This is a genomic window from Thalassotalea sp. G2M2-11 (assembly GCF_017168195.1).
Classification (GTDB): Bacteria; Pseudomonadota; Gammaproteobacteria; order Enterobacterales; family Alteromonadaceae; genus Thalassotalea_E.
The window spans coordinates 689,176-705,318 of record NZ_JADNYL010000002.1 but is presented as its reverse complement, the minus strand read 5'-3'; the positions used below and the strand labels follow the sequence as shown (position 1 = coordinate 705,318).

Annotated in this window: 14 protein-coding genes; 6 read left to right on the top strand and 8 right to left on the bottom strand. The window is 34.8% G+C overall.

Translation table 11 applies throughout. The features are described from left to right. The first annotated feature begins 101 nt into the window (after window positions 1-101). Complete coding sequence (locus IV514_RS09025; RefSeq protein WP_206484692.1) at window positions 102-1,604, top strand: hypothetical protein; 1,503 nt, start codon at window positions 102-104, stop codon at window positions 1,602-1,604. 860 nt (window positions 1,605-2,464) lie between these two features. Here IV514_RS09025 and IV514_RS09020 read toward each other — a convergent pair. Genes IV514_RS09020 through IV514_RS09010 form a run of 3 tightly spaced genes read right to left on the bottom strand, consistent with a single transcriptional unit; the run spans window position 2,465 to window position 5,631 of the window. After that, the gene (locus IV514_RS09020; protein WP_206484691.1) at window positions 2,465-3,160 is read right to left on the bottom strand and encodes a sulfotransferase family protein; all 696 of its coding nucleotides are present in this window, start codon (window positions 3,158-3,160) and stop codon (window positions 2,465-2,467) included. Window positions 3,161-3,204: 44 nt separating this feature from the next. Continuing rightward, the gene (locus tag IV514_RS09015; RefSeq protein ID WP_206484690.1) at window positions 3,205-4,452 is read right to left on the bottom strand and encodes an oligosaccharide flippase family protein; all 1,248 of its coding nucleotides are present in this window, start codon (window positions 4,450-4,452) and stop codon (window positions 3,205-3,207) included. Between the two features lie 15 nt (window positions 4,453-4,467). Further along, entirely contained in the window at window positions 4,468-5,631 is a 1,164-nt protein-coding gene (locus IV514_RS09010) for a glycosyltransferase (RefSeq protein WP_206484689.1), read from the bottom strand. 62 nt (window positions 5,632-5,693) lie between these two features. On the opposite strand from IV514_RS09010, the gene IV514_RS09005 reads away from it, so the two are divergent. Beyond that, the gene (locus IV514_RS09005; protein WP_206484688.1) at window positions 5,694-6,383 is read left to right on the top strand and encodes a sulfotransferase family 2 domain-containing protein; all 690 of its coding nucleotides are present in this window, start codon (window positions 5,694-5,696) and stop codon (window positions 6,381-6,383) included. Between the two features lie 518 nt (window positions 6,384-6,901). Next, window positions 6,902-7,294 (top strand): adenylyltransferase/cytidyltransferase family protein, encoded by a 393-nt coding sequence (locus IV514_RS09000; protein WP_206484687.1) that lies wholly within the window; start codon window positions 6,902-6,904, stop codon window positions 7,292-7,294. 182 nt (window positions 7,295-7,476) lie between these two features. Here the strand turns inward: IV514_RS09000 and IV514_RS08995 are convergent, their stop codons facing one another. From IV514_RS08995 to IV514_RS08985, 3 genes are all read right to left on the bottom strand, one after another. Further along, a complete protein-coding gene (locus IV514_RS08995; RefSeq protein WP_206484686.1) occupies window positions 7,477-8,382 on the bottom strand; it encodes a Wzz/FepE/Etk N-terminal domain-containing protein in 906 nt (301 codons plus the stop codon). Window positions 8,383-8,542: 160 nt separating this feature from the next. Beyond that, window positions 8,543-9,295 (bottom strand): WecB/TagA/CpsF family glycosyltransferase, encoded by a 753-nt coding sequence (locus tag IV514_RS08990; protein WP_206484685.1) that lies wholly within the window; start codon window positions 9,293-9,295, stop codon window positions 8,543-8,545. After that, a complete protein-coding gene (locus IV514_RS08985) occupies window positions 9,292-10,596 on the bottom strand; it encodes an O-antigen ligase family protein (RefSeq protein ID WP_206484684.1) in 1,305 nt (434 codons plus the stop codon). Before IV514_RS08985 ends, IV514_RS08990 begins: the two co-directional genes overlap by 4 nt. A 500-nt stretch (window positions 10,597-11,096) precedes the next feature. Between IV514_RS08985 and IV514_RS08980 the strand changes: the two genes are divergently transcribed. Genes IV514_RS08980 through IV514_RS08970 form a run of 3 tightly spaced genes read left to right on the top strand, consistent with a single transcriptional unit; the run spans window position 11,097 to window position 14,799 of the window. Further along, window positions 11,097-12,323, top strand: a complete 1,227-nt coding sequence (locus IV514_RS08980; protein WP_206484683.1) for a CDP-glycerol glycerophosphotransferase family protein — start codon at window positions 11,097-11,099, stop codon at window positions 12,321-12,323. 56 nt (window positions 12,324-12,379) lie between these two features. Further along, window positions 12,380-13,477 carry a glycosyltransferase gene (locus IV514_RS08975; RefSeq protein ID WP_206484682.1) on the top strand — a complete coding sequence of 366 codons (1,098 nt, stop codon included), beginning with the start codon at window positions 12,380-12,382 and terminating at the stop codon, window positions 13,475-13,477. Window positions 13,478-13,509: 32 nt separating this feature from the next. Then, the gene (locus IV514_RS08970) at window positions 13,510-14,799 is read left to right on the top strand and encodes an oligosaccharide flippase family protein (protein ID WP_206484681.1); all 1,290 of its coding nucleotides are present in this window, start codon (window positions 13,510-13,512) and stop codon (window positions 14,797-14,799) included. A gap of 251 nt (window positions 14,800-15,050) precedes the next feature. Here IV514_RS08970 and pssE read toward each other — a convergent pair whose 3' ends face one another. After that, window positions 15,051-15,497, bottom strand: a complete 447-nt coding sequence (gene pssE, locus IV514_RS08965) for a PssE/Cps14G family polysaccharide biosynthesis glycosyltransferase (protein ID WP_206484680.1) — start codon at window positions 15,495-15,497, stop codon at window positions 15,051-15,053. Beyond that, on the bottom strand, window positions 15,494-15,988 hold the full coding sequence (pssD, locus tag IV514_RS08960; protein ID WP_206484679.1) for a PssD/Cps14F family polysaccharide biosynthesis glycosyltransferase: 495 nt from the start codon (window positions 15,986-15,988) through the stop codon (window positions 15,494-15,496). The genes pssE and pssD overlap by 4 nt, the downstream gene beginning before the upstream one ends. Window positions 15,989-16,143: the final 155 nt, after the last annotated feature.

Below are 16,143 nucleotides of genomic sequence, written 5' to 3'. Positions count from 1 at the left end.
GCTAATGATTTGCCTTTAAATGTCAGGTAATAATAACTTGACAACAGCTTAGTGCTGCGTAAACTAGCTTATTGTTAGAAGTCGCTTAGGCGACGGCCTAAGTGTTAATAACCCTAAGTGTTAATTTAACGAAAATAAAATCTTGGGATATTATTGTTGATAATACTTCAAGTTTCATGAAACAAAGGAAAACTAAAATGTTTAAAAAAAGTTTAATCGCTTTAGCATTAACGACTGCTTCAGTTGCTTCATTCGCAGCTGTTGATATTGAAACCGGTACTGAAGCTGCTGCTCTTAATGTGTCTATTGAAGGCGCTGCTAATATGACTTCAATCACTGCGGGTGATGTTGTTGCTACTTTAGGTGCTGAATATGCAGTTGGTGATATTATTACTTTAACTTTTTCTGGTGGTGAATTAGACGCTACAACAGTACCTACTTCTGTTACTGCAGTTAATGCTACTAATAATCTTAATGTTGTTGTTGGTTTGTTAAGTGCATCAGATAATGTTGTTACATACCGTGTAACTGAAGTTAAAGAAAATGGTGGTGCAGGGTTGGTAAGTACTGTTGGTGCAGTTCTTACAGTTTCAGCTTTAGAATTTGACACTGCATCTGTTTTAAGTAGTGCTAAAACTACTGTAACTTATTCTGCAGCAACATCAACAGATGTGACTATTGATGCAGGTACAATGTCGTCTGCTGATATGATCACGGCTCAAAAACAATTCTCAGTAGATCGTTCAGCGGACACTGATTTTGACGCAGTTATCGATGTAGAAACTCAACGTCTTAAGTTTGAATCTGGCGATGTTGTAGATGTTGCTACAATTACTCTTGTAGATGATGCTGCTGCAACTGATTTTGATGCAACTGCTGCTACATTTGATGTTGCTGTAAGCGGTTCATTTTCTCATTTAGATACAGATGCTGATACTGCAGGTATTCAGGTTGCAGCTGGTACATTTACTGTTTCTTCTGGTGCAATTGCTGCAGCAGATATTACAGCAGATACTGTTACCATCAAAGGTGCTGCAGCGGGTACATTAACGTTTACAATTGATGCTGATGGCGCGGTCGATGATGCTACAGCAGCAGCAGTAATTCCTACTGTTGATTACACTGCAACTGTAACAGTTGACTACACTGATGCTGGTACTGATGGTGCTGGTACAGGCGCTGCAGCGGGCGAAACAACAGTTGTTTCTGGTGCTGATATTGGTGAATGGACATTGAATGGTTCTGTTGTTGAAGTACCATATATGCCTATGGGTCCAAACACACAACCATTCTTACGTCACACTAACGATGGTTCACAAACTGGTGACATCACATTACGTTACATGGTTGAAGGTGAGCACACGTCTTACCAAAACGGCGGTACTTTAGTATCTCAAGCAACTCCAGGTGTTCGTAACTTGTTAACTGAAATTGAAGCAGCTTTATTAGCAGACGGTTATGACCGTACAGCTGCTGGCTTCAAAGTAGCGTTAGAAATTACAACTAACGTTCCAGCTGATGATGTTAAAGTAACTACTGGTGCTAAGTTCATCAACCAAGAAAATACTGACCGTTTATCAATCGGTATCATTGGTAGCAACTAATAATTAATTAGTTTGAACTTATAAAAAAAAGCGGGCTTAGGCTCGCTTTTTTATTGGAGCAAATTAAAAAATATAAAAATTTCGACTTTGATTCTTGATACGGTTAAATAAAAATCTGGAGTTGAGTTTATGAGTATCTAACATCTACAAAACATTGTACGTAAATAAAAAATTCTTAATCACGCAAAGAAAATCAGTAATGTTGCTAAGGTATTAGGTTACTTTGGTATTCGTAGAGGAAAATTTTATAATTAAAAAAGAATCTATGATAAAAATGGATAACAAGGCAGTATTAGCAGTAAACCTCGCCCTGAAGATCATAAATTAGGCCTAATCAACGAGAAGGTCGTTCATCTTAGCCGGACTTACCATGTTGGCTTAGATATGACTACACGATTCCACGATATAAAAGTCTCTCAAATTGGGGGCTATAACGTTCTAGTGTTAAATAGACTTAATCGACTCCCAAATAATATCCCGAGATATTCTCGTTCTAAATTTAAATGTTATTAAAAATTTTCTTTCAGAATAAAATAATAAAAATGGATAACAGTCATGAATGCTAAATAATGCTTCATTGACATACATTAGAAGTAGACTTAATAGATATTTACATTAGCTTAATAGCCCAAACTTAAATGGCAAGGTAGAGCGATACAACTAAGTGATAACGTGAAAACTACTAACGGTTAGATTGTAAAGATGATGAAGGTTTAAGGCTTTAAATAGCTCATTGGGAAAACTATTATTATTTTCTGTGACATCATGCTGGAATAGCACCTTATAAAAAATTAAAGGCAAAGCTGCTAAACTAGTATGCGTATGCCAGTAGGGTTCTTAGGAAAGCCACTAATTTGCTATTAGAATGAATAATCAAAGTACGCTATATCTTTCATGTAAAGCTTTTGAACATACTCTTTTGATTCATTATCGTAATAATCTTTATAAGAAGATGAAGGTTTATTTTTCTCTGGATTGCTAAGGAGTAACTTCTTTTTCAACGAGTGAACGTATGAAGTATTTTGAGTTTTGTTTTTGTGTGGAAGATCTAACGGGCTACCACATAACTGCTTGGTAATGGTGGCAAAGTCTTCTTTAAGGTTTTCAAATTTACCGACAAAATCTACCATTAAGTTATCGTTATTATCGTAAACAAATTGATATTGCGGCATGACATGTCTATAAATGCCATTATGCTCCCTGTAATCATCTACACCCTCTTCTGGGAAGTGCTTAAACAAGAAGTCTTTAAAGGTATATTTGTGTTGCTTATATCTGTATTCAGAAACTAACCTATCCCAAGGGTTTCTGACAATAGTGAATTTAAATAACTTATTTAACTCTTCTTTTGTTAAGTAGCCGTAGTCTAAGTATTCTTGAGTTGTCAGGTGTGCTAAACGAGGAGGGCCTAGTTCAGGGTTGGAATTAGGCTTTAGTAGCATCACTTCACGTTCTTCCCAGCTTAATCCTGCTCTTTCTAAAAAAACTGACTCTACGCTTTGGCCAGCAGTTTTTGGGATGTGAATATATAAACAGTTATCGAATGTTGAAATCACGGAGTAAAACTAACAAAAAATGTTGGAGTATTTTAGCCTAAACACTATGTGTTATATACCTTTTTATTGACAAAATAATAACTTAAAAGGTTTTGGCTAGCTATTGCTATAGCGGTGGTTATTGCTGCACCAAGTGCTTGATACTTAGGGATTAAAATTAATCCAAGTGCAATTGTTAGAAGTGCGATGATTAAGCAGTTATTACGGTGTTGCTTTTCATGACCAGTCATAATAAGCAAGTTCACAGCAGAGCCTGTTGATAAGTTGATAAATTGCCCTAAAACTAGAATTTGCAACCATAAGGCACCTTGATTGTATGTGGGGCCAAAGATATTAAGGATAAAGTCTGCGAATACAATAACTATGATACTACTAGATATAGCGATTCCTATAAGTAACATTTGAATACTTTTTACAAGCGATCTTAGTTCCTGAATTTCTCCACTAGCATAAAGTTGTGCAAATTTGGGGGCATTTACTGCGTTGATTGCAATGAGAAAAAAGGGCATTAATAATGAGACCTTTAAGGCAATATAATAAATACCTACATCAGACGCATTAGTATATTTTGCTAAAATCAGTGTAGAAAATTGCTGGATGGTTATAGCTACTATAGAAACTATCCATAAGGATATACTAGTATTAAGTAGAGATTTTAATTGTTTTTTATTCGTATTTAAGAAAAAGCTTTCTAGTTTGAAACATACTAAAAAGCTTAGACAACATGCAATGCAATTTGAGACAAACACGAGCTTAATTAATGCTAAAGCACTATGAGGAGAGTTAATTAAAATAAGCAATGTCGATAAAGTTAAAGTAAATAGCCCGTTAAATACTAATGATAAACTGGCTCGTTGAGCACCTCTGAGCATACCGGAATTAATAGCTAAGAAAACCGTAGGAAAAATCATTACAGCAATATATGAACTTAAACTACCTAGTTCTGCTTTGTTAAAAATATAGGTAAGAGTGCTTTCCCCTATAAGGTAAAAAATATAGCTGACTAATATGCTTATAGAAAATGATATTAATACTGCTGTGTAATAATTATTGGGCTGCTCCTTATTGTTAACTCTAAGAGCGCTAAGTTTTATTATTGCAGTATCAAGCCCTAGCTTACAGAAAGTTGCCAAAATTATAATTAGCAGCTGTGAAATAGAGAACAATCCAAATTCATGGGCGGATAAGTGTCTGGTTGCAACATAATTAAATGTTAACCCTAAGGCTGCGGTAGCAACCTTTATTGCTAGTGGTAATATTGACTTTTGAAACAGCGCAATTTTTGAATTCATTTTAAGGGGCATCTTTTATTGCTCTGAAATGGCTTTTTCCAATAGGTTACTTACTTTGCTTGCGATATTTTGAGCTGAAAAATTTTGATAAATGTACTGGCTTTTAGTTTGTGCGTCTTCTCTGGTTTTTCTCTCATAGCTTTTATTTAACATGGTCTCAGATAAAGTATTAATGTTAAATGATGTGAGCAATGTTTCATTAAGTGCTTTAATGGTAGTTTCAGGACCACCACAACAAGAAGATATAACTGATTTCCCTACCGCTAACGCCTCGTGGACGGCTACTGAAAATGTTTCATATTGAGACGCTAACAAGTAACAATCTGACGTAAGCATTTCTTGAACTACTTGGATACGAGGAAGTTCACCTAAAAACAAAATACTATCATTAACTTTCAGTTTTTTTGAAAGTGAAACTAATTCTTCTTTTTGCTCCCCATCTCCAATGATTTTCAACTTAATATTTGAATTAATAGTTACAGCTTTGGCAAAGGCTTTAATTATCACATCTATTTGCTTAATAGGGCGTAAATAAGCAACTACAACAAAAGTATAATAATTACTTTCTTTGACTTGGTTAGTCAGTTTGAAATTATCAATATCTATTATATTTCCTATGATGTGAATGTTTCTTGTAACACCAAATTTATGTAAATCGTAAGCTAAACTTTTTGATACCGCTATTACGCTTGACGCTTCACTAAATGCGTTATGGATTAACGGTACTTCTTCTCGCTGATAATATTTAGTATGAAAAGATGACGCATGCTCTGTAATAACAAAGGGTATTTTATATTTCTGTGAAATATAGTGTGCAGCAAGCCCTGCAGAGCCAAAAGGACCTAAAGCACAACTATGTGCGTGAAGCACGTCAGGTTTTCCAAAGTCTGATGCGTATTGAATATATAGTTTTTCAAATTGTTTAACTCGTCTTTTAATATTGTATTGTCTTAATTTGGGAATTGTGAAATAAGAACTAGTGTAAATAGGTAAGCTATTTTCATTGCTAATATTTTTTCGTCTCCAATGTTGTATGCTTTTAAAAGATACAGCGTTTGGGTGGATGATCGCTACGTTATGCCCAAGGTTAAGTAGCGCTATTGATTGATCTTTAAAAAAAGAGCCAAGGGTCGGGCTTCTTGCATTTTCAAACCATGATGGAAGAACCAAAATATTCATTTCAATTTCACATTAAAACAGCCAGCCAACTAATTATTTTGTTGGCTTGTTATTGATGGTAAATGATATCATTAATAAAAATTCACAGAAATATTAATTTAAAGAGAATGTTAGGTAACCTCAAGAAAAAGATTTTCAAGCGAATTCCGTTATCTTATTATCCTTTCAAACCATTTATGCATAAACATAAATGTATTTTTGTTCACATACCTAAAAATGCTGGTAGTAGTGTCTTAGCACTGTTTGGGGATAATAACGGGAGAAAACATGCAAAATGGTATGATTTTTATGAGTCTAATGACTACTTTTTTGAGAGATATGTAAAGTTTGCGATAGTTAGAGAGCCTTTGTCTCGCTTAAAGTCTGCATATAACTATAGCATTCAAGGAGGTAACCAATCTTCTTCAGATTTGAAATTAAAAGAGTATATCGAAGAGCGCTCTAGTGATTTTGATAGTTTTGTCGTTAACGTGTTTTCATCTGATTTCATCATGGAACAGCCCTTATTTTATCCTCAATATTTGTTTGTCTTTGATCGAGAGTTTAATTGCAAAGTAGATGAATTATTAAAGTATGAAAGTTTGCAGCAGGATTGGCAGAAGTTTTCTAAGAAGTATATTTTTCCAGAAAATTTGCCTTGGGAAAATAGCAGTCAAAAAGTAAAGAAAAAAGTAAGTGTTAGTGCTCAGTCAGTAAGAAAAGTTAAAGAAATATATCACAAAGACTTTCTTCTTTTGGGGTATCAAATTTAACAATATGTTTACTTTTTTGTAGTTGCATTTTGTTTACTTAGGTAGAACTTTTAAAATTTTGGTGTGTAATTGAATACTGTAATCCATATTAAGTATATTTTGGCGCTCAATATTTAAGCTGTCGCCCTACTATAGCTCCATGTATAGGAACGAGTTGGAGTCATAAATATGAACAGTTATTTGATGAGTACCAGCAAACGGATATGTTATTAAGTGCCGACTTAACTTCTGCACAATTATCCTCTTTAATTGAGTCGACCCTTTTATCATTAGCTAAGACAAAACTGCAATTGCTCTCGAGTAGCCAAACTTATAAAGAAAAAGCCGAGTAAATGTGGTCGGTGATTGCAGAGCATATTAGCCAGCCTGAGACAATAAAGAAGAAAACTGAAACCAGAGTGTCTTGAGTGTATTTAAAGATAATTTTTTACGGTAGAAAGCTGATTTTGAGCGCTAGCGTCTTATAGGTATCTGCTGTAGAATACGCGAAATTTTTCATAGTAGATTAAGTTGTCTGAATGACTCGAGTCATAACTTTTGGTACGTTTGATATTTTCCATGTTGGTCATTTAAATATTTTAAAAAGAGCGGCTGAATATGGTGACTATTTAATTGTAGGTGTATCAACAGATGCACTAAATTTTTCAAAAAAACAACGCTACCCTGTATGTCCTCAGAATAGTAGAGCAGAAATTGTTGATGCTCTTGCTTGTGTTGATCATGTGTTTTATGAAGAATCATTAGAGCTCAAACGACAGTATATTATTGATCATAAAGCCGATTTTTTGGTAATGGGAGATGACTGGCAAGGGAAATTTGACGAATTTTCAGATATTTGTAAAGTTGTTTATTTACCACGAACTCCCTCGATTAGTACCACCGAATTAATTGAAATTGTTAAAGAAAGATAGTTAGGAAAACTATTCAGGTCACGGCTAGCGCATTTTAAATCCAGTTGCTAACAGGGATGAACGATATTCATCGTCTAGCCCTGTCATTTTCTTTTTAGTTATTGTGATACATTGATAGAAGGAAGCACTTAATATAGAAATAGAGTACAAGTCAGGTTGACTGTATTTCTAAGAAATTGGTTCTATTCATTGTTACGTCTTTGAAGTAATACAATAATTATCGATAGCATTCCTCCAAGTATAGTACCTAAAATTACAATAAGAGCGCGATTAGGTTTCTCTCTCTCCTCTGGTACTTGAGGTGGATCAATAGTTTTTAAAACATATTCAGGCTTAACACTAATTAGCATCATGTTCTTTGTTTGCTCTTCAATCAATTGATAGAAGACGCTTTCCATCGCTTTGACTTTTATTCCACTTAATTCATTGTTTAAATAATCAATTGACGCTTTGGCTTCTTCAAAATCTTGCTTACTCATAAATGCGTTCAAATCAGCTATTAACCATTCAAGCCATTGTCGAGCTATTTTAGGGGAGTAATATTCAATATCTATTATTATAGTTGCCGCTTTTTTATCATAATCTATATATAGAAGGTCAGAGAATTCTTTGTATGCTTCCCATAGGGATGGTTTAGGGGTTTTGGGCGCTTTAACATCTCTTATCCACTTTTTATTCGCTTGATCATAGATATCATCATCTAATATTAGCTTATCAGTAGCTTCATCCCAATGGGTAGCAGCCATAATAGGTACTAATAAATTATGCTTTGCAATGAAATTCTCTAAAAAAGAACGTGATTTAATGATTTCTAATGCCAAGTTTGTTTTATCACTACCGCCTGAGCCTAGGTTGATTCCAGCCATACTAGCTAAACCACCAAACTGGCCCGCTAATGCAGCTAATCCCCCGACACTTCCTTCATTTGAAACAGGAGTTAGAATAACTGAAGCTTTATATATATTAGGTTTTGATAATGCAAAAAATATAGCTGCGACTGAAAATACCAGAGTCACGCTAATAATCGTTATTTTTCTTGCCCAGAGGGTTCGCCATAACTCACTGAAATTTACTTCTTCATCTTGCATTATATTTTCTTCTTGTTTTATCACTTAATTTACGCCATTTATTAGTGAATTCTTAGGTGTAAAAAACACAAGGATATTTTTACACCAATTTGATTAAATACAACAGATTTTGACAGAGCTTAAATGTGAGTTGTATCTAATTTAGAATATCTTCTATCTGTTAACTTTTACGAGATGTTAGCATCGCAATATGTTCATATAAGTAGGAAATTAAAAATTTAGGGTAATCTTTAATTACGCGCTGGCGAACATGCTTATGCATTACCATTCTTTGTAACCACCTCAATCCAAATTTTTTAATGAGAGGGTGATAATAATCTGTTTTAATTGAAGTTTGAGTTAAAAACCCTCCGCAAGTAAACATTAACTTAACGTTTGGACAGCTAACTTTAGCTTCTATAATAAATTGATCTTGAATAGGGGTCCCCATTCCTACAATTAAAATATCTGCACCTGACTTTTCAATGCACTTAAATGCTTCATTCTTATTTTGTTGATCATCAAAATATCCAGAGCGAGCATAAGTAATATCCAAAGAGGGAAAGCAATATTCAATATTTTCTTTAGCTTTAAGTATCTCGGCAGATGTACCACCAACCAATGCTATTTTAAGCGAATTATTTTGAGCATACTCAAATACTTCGCCAGCAATGGAAGAGTAATCAAAACTAAGTCTAGCAACCTTTGATTTTGGATGGAAAATATTGTGAAGTCTTTGCAGTAGACTACCGTCAGAATAAAAATAATCTATACCATCAATAAGTTCTGGTGACTTTATTAATACGTTATATGAAAATGGATTAACAAAAGATACTAATGTTTGCTTTTCGCCCTTAACAGAAGACAATATTAAAGGAAAATCTAAACAAATAGATATTTTATCATCCAACTTCTTCATAATATTTTGTCTCAATTCACGTCCTTAACTTCAAGTCTTTCAACCTTAATCTTCTGTTGTCTTTTCTTTATTGCATGCAAGTTGATCACATAGCCAATAAAGAGATAGTGTAATGGGAGTGTTTTAAACCTGTCACTCATCGCTGAAGAAAAACCAAAAGCGACAGGGATAGACAAAACCAAAAGTAAAGTAGCATAAGAAAAAATGGATTCAAAGCTCCCTTTTTTATGAGTTTTTGCTGACGCGTATAAAATGTTAACCATCCAAAAGAGCAATACAAAATATAATATTAAGCCAATAGCGCCCCATTTCGCTAATTGATATCCATAAAGGCTTTCAATAACACTAATACGCTTTTTAAGCTCTATTCGATTTGAGCCACAGCCAAAAGGGAAGCATTTATCAAAGTATTCTACAGCAAGTTCCATTTCAACGACACGGTGATTGGTTGATGAGTCTTTTTCTTCGCCACCAAACATACTCTCGATATAATCAAGCTTTAGCATATTCGATTTTTCAAATGTTAAGGAGATACTCGTAGCGAGAGTAATAGATACCACAATGATTAACATTAGCGTTGCATTAACCGCCTTACTTTTTTTACCTCTACCGAACAAATAGCTTAGGCCAAGCATTATAATAATTGTACCAATTCCCCCTCTAGATAGCGTTAAAATTAAGGCAAGAAAAACAACCCCAACAAAAAGCCAATCTTTGAACTGAAATTCATTTTTAGCATCAACTAATTTAAAGTATTGATAATATATAAAAAATGATAGATAGAATGCAAAATCTGATGGATAACCATAAGTACCAGACCACCTAAAAAAGTGGAAAACAACGACGTCATCACTCATGCGACCTTTATATATATCAGCAATGCCCCACAATGCTGGAAAGTATACAAAAGCTGAAAACACTATTTGTATTACACAAGCGACAACAAAAAATTTCATTAATGCTTTTAGTTGTTCACCTGATAGAGGGTATAAAAGGGGAATGGATAAATAGACTAAATAAACGATAGGGCGAGTGAAATCTGTTACATCCATCCAACTCAAATTTGTGGTGAAAACTAAGGTTGTAAAAATATAATACGATACCGTAACTAATACATAGCCTAGAAGAAAATACACCATTTTAGCATCAGGCCTAGCGGGTTTTTTTATTAGCACTAAGGTAATAACAAATAGAAAAACGCTAATGTGAAGCAATTTTTGCGCAGTACCAACTCCTCCTGGCAACCACGAAAGGGCAGGAAATAGTAAGAGGAAAGTCCAAAAAATATAATGTACTGATAAGTTATTTACTTTCAAAAGAAAAATACCTTAACAACAATAAAAGTCGCCAATGTTTTATATTCATTTAGAGAAAAATGTAGTTATTTCGATTTAAATTTGTGTGTTTTATCAATGTGTATAACCTGATTATAAAAAGAACAAAAACCAACAAAAATCGATTTTGGCAAGCATTTTATATTGAACAGCTTAAAATCACAAAGTTAATTAATTTATTTTACTGTTGTTGTCTTTGAACAATTAAAAAATAGTAAAGGGTTTTGAATTTGGCTTTTTACGTTATAAGGTGGTCTATCTTAATTCCTGTCATATTTAATCCATCATTTGGCCTTAAAATCACTGATAAATAAAGCGTATAGGCTTTCAATATTCACTCTATAGAAGTACTGTTTATACTTTTCTACGGTGACAAAAGCCAGTATCAATAAATTTCATTTTTTGTTAACATCGCGCCCCAAATGGTGGCGGCTATTTCATAATTAAATTTTGTAGTTATATACTGAACTTTGGTGAATTGTTTGAAAAATACACGTTTTAATCTGATGAAGAAACTAATAACGACTCTGCTTCTTCCTCTATTTTGTTTGCTTTATCTGTTGAGTAAATTTTTTCCTAGAAATAGCAAGATTTGGGTTTTTGGTTCTGCCTATGGTTTTGAGGGAAACTCAAAATATTTATATTGTCATACAGTCGAGCATGCGCCAGATATTCGGGCAATATGGATAGCTGGAAGCCGTGAAGATAGTCGTTACATTCGTTCAAAAGGAGCAGAAGCTCATTATCGTTGGAGTTTACCAGGGATATGGCTAGCATTTCGAAGTAAATATTGGTTTTTTAATGTATGTTCATCTGATGTAAACTATGTTGCCTCTGGAGGAGCGTGGTTGGTAAATCTCTGGCATGGGGTTCCACTAAAAAAAATCCACTTTGATGTTGATTCCTTCGCTAACCGCTATAAAAAATTATCATTTATTATCCGAAAAATATTTTTATATACTCCGGATGATGAGATTTATAAAAACTTAGTTTCTACCTCTGAATATATAAGCAATATGTCCTTTAGTAGCGCACTGCGCGTTCCTGCAGAGCAATGTTTAAATATAGGTTATCCTAGGTTAGAACCTTTGTTCTGGGATGAAAACTATAGCTCAAAATGGCTTAACCGTTGGTCATCTATCCATGAGCAAGAATTCATTAAAAAAATTAAAACATACGATAAAGCATTTATTTTTATGCCAACATGGCGTGACCATGCTCCGAACTTTATAAAAGAGCAAAATTGGGACTTTATTGGGTTGGATAAAAAATTAGCGAAAAGAAATACTATTTTAATTCTAAAACTTCACCCGTTAACGCCATTGTCTTTAGTTGAAAGTGTTCAGCAATGTAGCAATATTGAATTGCTCGATTCAGGTCAAGATGTTTATTGCATACTTCCTCATACTCATGGGTTAATAACAGATTATTCGTCAATCATGTTTGATTATGCTTTGTTGGATAGGCCGATTTGTTATTTCGCTCACGATTTAGATGACTATTTGGCTAAAAGCAGGGAGTTTTATATGCCCTTTGACGAAGTAGTGTATGGACCAGTAGTGACAACGATGGAGCAGGTAGAAGAATTTCTCTTGAACCCTGAAAATACCACAAGTTCAAACGAAGCCAGACAACGTATTAAAGATCTATGCTTTGATTATAAAGATCATGATTCAAGTAAGCGGATTGTGGCGCATTTCAGGCATTAGTTGGTATTAATAATAGAATAATAACTTAAATTTGTATGAAACGAATGAGACATTAGATGATTGAAAACAAGAACGTCGCTATAGTAATACCCAACCTTGGTCAAGGTGGAGTGGAACGATATGCAGTACAACTTGCAAAAGGAATGCAAGAAAATGGAAGCAATTGCACTATAATTACGTTTGAAAATGTGCCTGTAGCGCAGCAGCTTTCTGGAGCTATTAAGGTTCATCATGTATGTTGTGCAACGACTGGCCGTTTTCAATTTATTAAGTCTGTAATAAAGCTAAGGCGATATCTTCAGCAAAACCACGTTGATTTAATTATCTCGGGTAAAGAGCAAGGAAATATTCTCACTTATTTGGCACAGCTATTCAAAAAGCCATCATACTCTTGGTTTGTGACAAGACATGTGCCACTGGAGCCCGGTCAATCCAAAGGTGACGTACGTTGGTATACGAAAAAACTATACAAATATTTATATTACAAGGCCAAAGCTTTTATTGGCGTAACCGATGAAATAGCCGCACAATTAAAAGTGACAGTTCCAAAATCGAAACAACATAATGTAAAAGCAATAAAAAACCCGATTATCGACCCTGATATTTTTACCTTTAGCGAGCGTACGCCAAATAAACTCAATGGCTGGCCGGCAAATAAAAGAGTTATATTAGGGGCTGGCAGACTTGCTGAGCAAAAAGGGTTCGACTTACTCATAACTGCATTTGAGAAAATAGCCTCGACAATACCTGATGCAGATCTGGTGCTTATTGGCGAAGGTGAAGATCGAGAATCTTTGGAAAATCTATGCCGTACCTTAGGAGTCCAAGATCGCGTACATTTCTTGGGATACACGGATAACCCTTGGTATTTTATGCGCCAAAGCTCACTGTTTGTATTGTCTTCAAGGTGGGAAGGACTTTCTATTGTATTACCTGAAGCAATAGCTTTAGGACGGCCTGTAGTGTCATTTGATTGCCCAACAGGGCCAAGAATGTTACTCGGTGATGATTCACCCGCTCTTGTAGCGTTTCCTGATACGGATGCGCTAGCAAATGCCATGCAATTACAACTAGATTCGCCTTTCTGTCCGCTTGTTGATTTAAGTGAATTTCATACACGCCAGTCTGCAAAAAACTATCTGAGCCTTCTATAGGTGAAAGGTTTAGTCGAATTAAATGAATTACCATGAGTGATAGATTAAGCAACATGCCAGCAAATGACGATAAGCAAGAGCAGAAACGGGTATTTAAAAACGCCGGCGCTTTGTTTGTTATTCAAATCGCTAATATGGTGCTGCCGTTTATCATGTTGCCATACCTCACCCATGTACTTGGTGCTCAATACTATGGACTAGTCGCTTTTGGCTTAGGGATAGCGCAATTAGGCTTTGTTATTACTGATTATGGATTCTCTTTATACGCCCCAGTAGCCTTAAGTAAAATCAGAGGCGATGTAGTAAAGATTAACAAGGTTGTCGGCGCTATCTATTGCTGCAGGATCTTACTGTTCATGCTCGTGTCCGCTGCAATATTCCTATATGCATTGAATACTCAGCAATATGCTGAACATCGGGAACTATTACTACTAAGTATTTTAATTCTAGCTGGCACAACCTTGCAGCCAGTCTGGTTCTTTCATGGTATTGAAAAAATGGGATATATAACTTTATTCTCATTACTTTCACGCTTGAGTTTTTTGTTACTGGTCGTGTTTTTTGTGTCAACTAAAGAAGATTACGTATACGTAGCACTATTTAATGGTGTCACTTATTGTGTTGCAGCATTGTTAGGGTTGACTCTAATTTACAAATTGGGATATCGCCCAACTTGGCCAGGTTGGCAAAGCGTATTGGAAACCTTTAAGACCTCAATGGAGTTTTTTTGGTCTCGCGCCGCGGTTAGTACATATACAGCGGCGGGGACAGTTTTCTTAGGGCTTTGGGGAACGAGTGTTCAAGTTGCCTACTATTCTGCTGCTGAACAACTATACAAAGGAGCGCAAGCTTTTTTCTCTCCCCTGTCTCAGGCTATCTATCCTAACATGCTTAAAAATAGAAATTTTTCCCTTTTATTTAAAGTAATGAAATGGGCGGTTTTATGTTGTCTAATAGGTGTATTGATAGGATCTGTTATTGGTGAGCAGGTTATTGAACTTTTATTCGGTATAGAATTTGTCAATGCTAATTCAGTATTACTCATTTTTTTAGTCACCTTAATGTTTACTACGCCCTCTACTATGCTAGGTTATCCTTTGTTGGGAGCGTTAGGGAAGGTCAACTTGGCGAACAGAAGCGTATTTTTAGGTGCCGCATTGCAATTATCTTTACTGAGTTTTTGCTATTGGTTCGATTATACTGCCGCATATTCTGTCGCGATATGCGTCTTATTGGTAGAGATTCTGGTATTTAGTCTACGGGCTTATTGGGGGAGTAAGTACCTACGTGCCAATGCAAACTCGCTGCTAGATAATAATTGACTTTGACGAAGCTTTTCTGTTCAGTTTCTGGTGTTAGTGTAACATTTAAATGATTTTTAGTATTTTAATGTGATCTACAATAATCAAATAAGACACTTTAGTACTGGAATATAATCCAATGATTGAGGTGTTAAATGACAAAACAAATAAACAGAACTTCTTTTATGGCTGAATTTAAACAAGAAGCCGTAACATATCGTACAAGGTTATAGCGTTCCTAAAGCGGCAATCTCTGTAAGTGTCATGATAAACTATTTTATGATTTCAAGTATTTTCTCATAACCACAAAAGTTATTTTTCTGATATGGAGTGAATTGGTTATTAACTGATTTTAACACGAACTCCTCAAGTCGCTGTAGATCAGTGCAGACACAAGCATAGTTATTTTTGATGACAAAATCAGCTAAATCTTGCTGATGGTTATCTATTCGATCAAAATTAGGCACAATCAGAGTTGGTTTTGCCATTTCTAATAAATTAAATACAGAACCTGCACCGGCATGAGTGATAACTAAGTCAGCCTTATTTACTTCATCTTGTACGTGAGCAGTGTATTTGAAATAACGATGGTTGTCAGGAAGATATGTCCCTTCAGAGATCTGATTGACAATGTGATACTTTTTTGGTGATAACTGCTCATTTACAGCCTTAAATAAAGCATTGTAATGAGTATGACCTACGGTAACAAAAATATTCATAATCTACCGAAGAAGCGGCTCTTAGGATAATGTTTTTTTAATGATTCATGTTGAATAAAAAACAAATTAGCAATGTGATACATAACCTTTCCTGCAAGAGATGGCGTAAAAACACGAGACCATGACTCGAAGTAGACAACTTTAATGTTAAACAACCGACAAATTATTCCTGGTACAACAGCAACCCCAGGACCTGTTGAAATCATAGCAATCACCCGGTAATTAATCATTATGCGAGTTATTTGGGCTAGTGACCAAAAAAAATACAGGATAAAAATGATAATATTTTTAAAATGAGAAAATTTGTCACGTGCTTCTACACAATAAAATTGGCGAATAAAGTTATTATCCTTTGTTTCAACGTCAGTTAAAGCTATAAACGGTATACTTTTTAGTTCTTCAGGTGCGCCATTAATAAAGCGAGTCATCTGTGCTGCATGACCTCCTTTTCCATATACCATAAGTATCACTTCGGGACGATTTTTTAACATTAAAGGATTAATACTCCCATCCATTTTTTATTTATATAATTAAAATTATTAAAGCTAAAGATATCTTAAAATACTTTGAGCTACATTCTAAATAGAATTATCTAATGCTTGAAGGAATTGCATTCTACATTAAAGAAAAATAGCAGGAAACATTT

Bases quoted from the DNA above. Each gene is read 5' to 3' on its own strand.
- IV514_RS09015 (WP_206484690.1), bottom strand. From the start codon at position 4,452: ATGAATTCAAAAATTGCGCTGTTTCAAAAGTCAATATTACCACTAGCA.
- IV514_RS09010 (WP_206484689.1), bottom strand. From the start codon at position 5,631: ATGAATATTTTGGTTCTTCCATCATGGTTTGAAAATGCAAGAAGCCCG.
- IV514_RS09005 (WP_206484688.1), top strand. From the start codon at position 5,694: ATGATATCATTAATAAAAATTCACAGAAATATTAATTTAAAGAGAATG.
- IV514_RS09000 (WP_206484687.1), top strand. From the start codon at position 6,902: ATGACTCGAGTCATAACTTTTGGTACGTTTGATATTTTCCATGTTGGT.
- IV514_RS08995 (WP_206484686.1), bottom strand. From the start codon at position 8,382: ATGCAAGATGAAGAAGTAAATTTCAGTGAGTTATGGCGAACCCTCTGG.
- IV514_RS08975 (WP_206484682.1), top strand. From the start codon at position 12,380: ATGATTGAAAACAAGAACGTCGCTATAGTAATACCCAACCTTGGTCAA.
- IV514_RS08970 (WP_206484681.1), top strand. From the start codon at position 13,510: ATGAGTGATAGATTAAGCAACATGCCAGCAAATGACGATAAGCAAGAG.
- pssE (WP_206484680.1), bottom strand. From the start codon at position 15,497: ATGAATATTTTTGTTACCGTAGGTCATACTCATTACAATGCTTTATTT.
- pssD (WP_206484679.1), bottom strand. From the start codon at position 15,988: ATGTTAAAAAATCGTCCCGAAGTGATACTTATGGTATATGGAAAAGGA.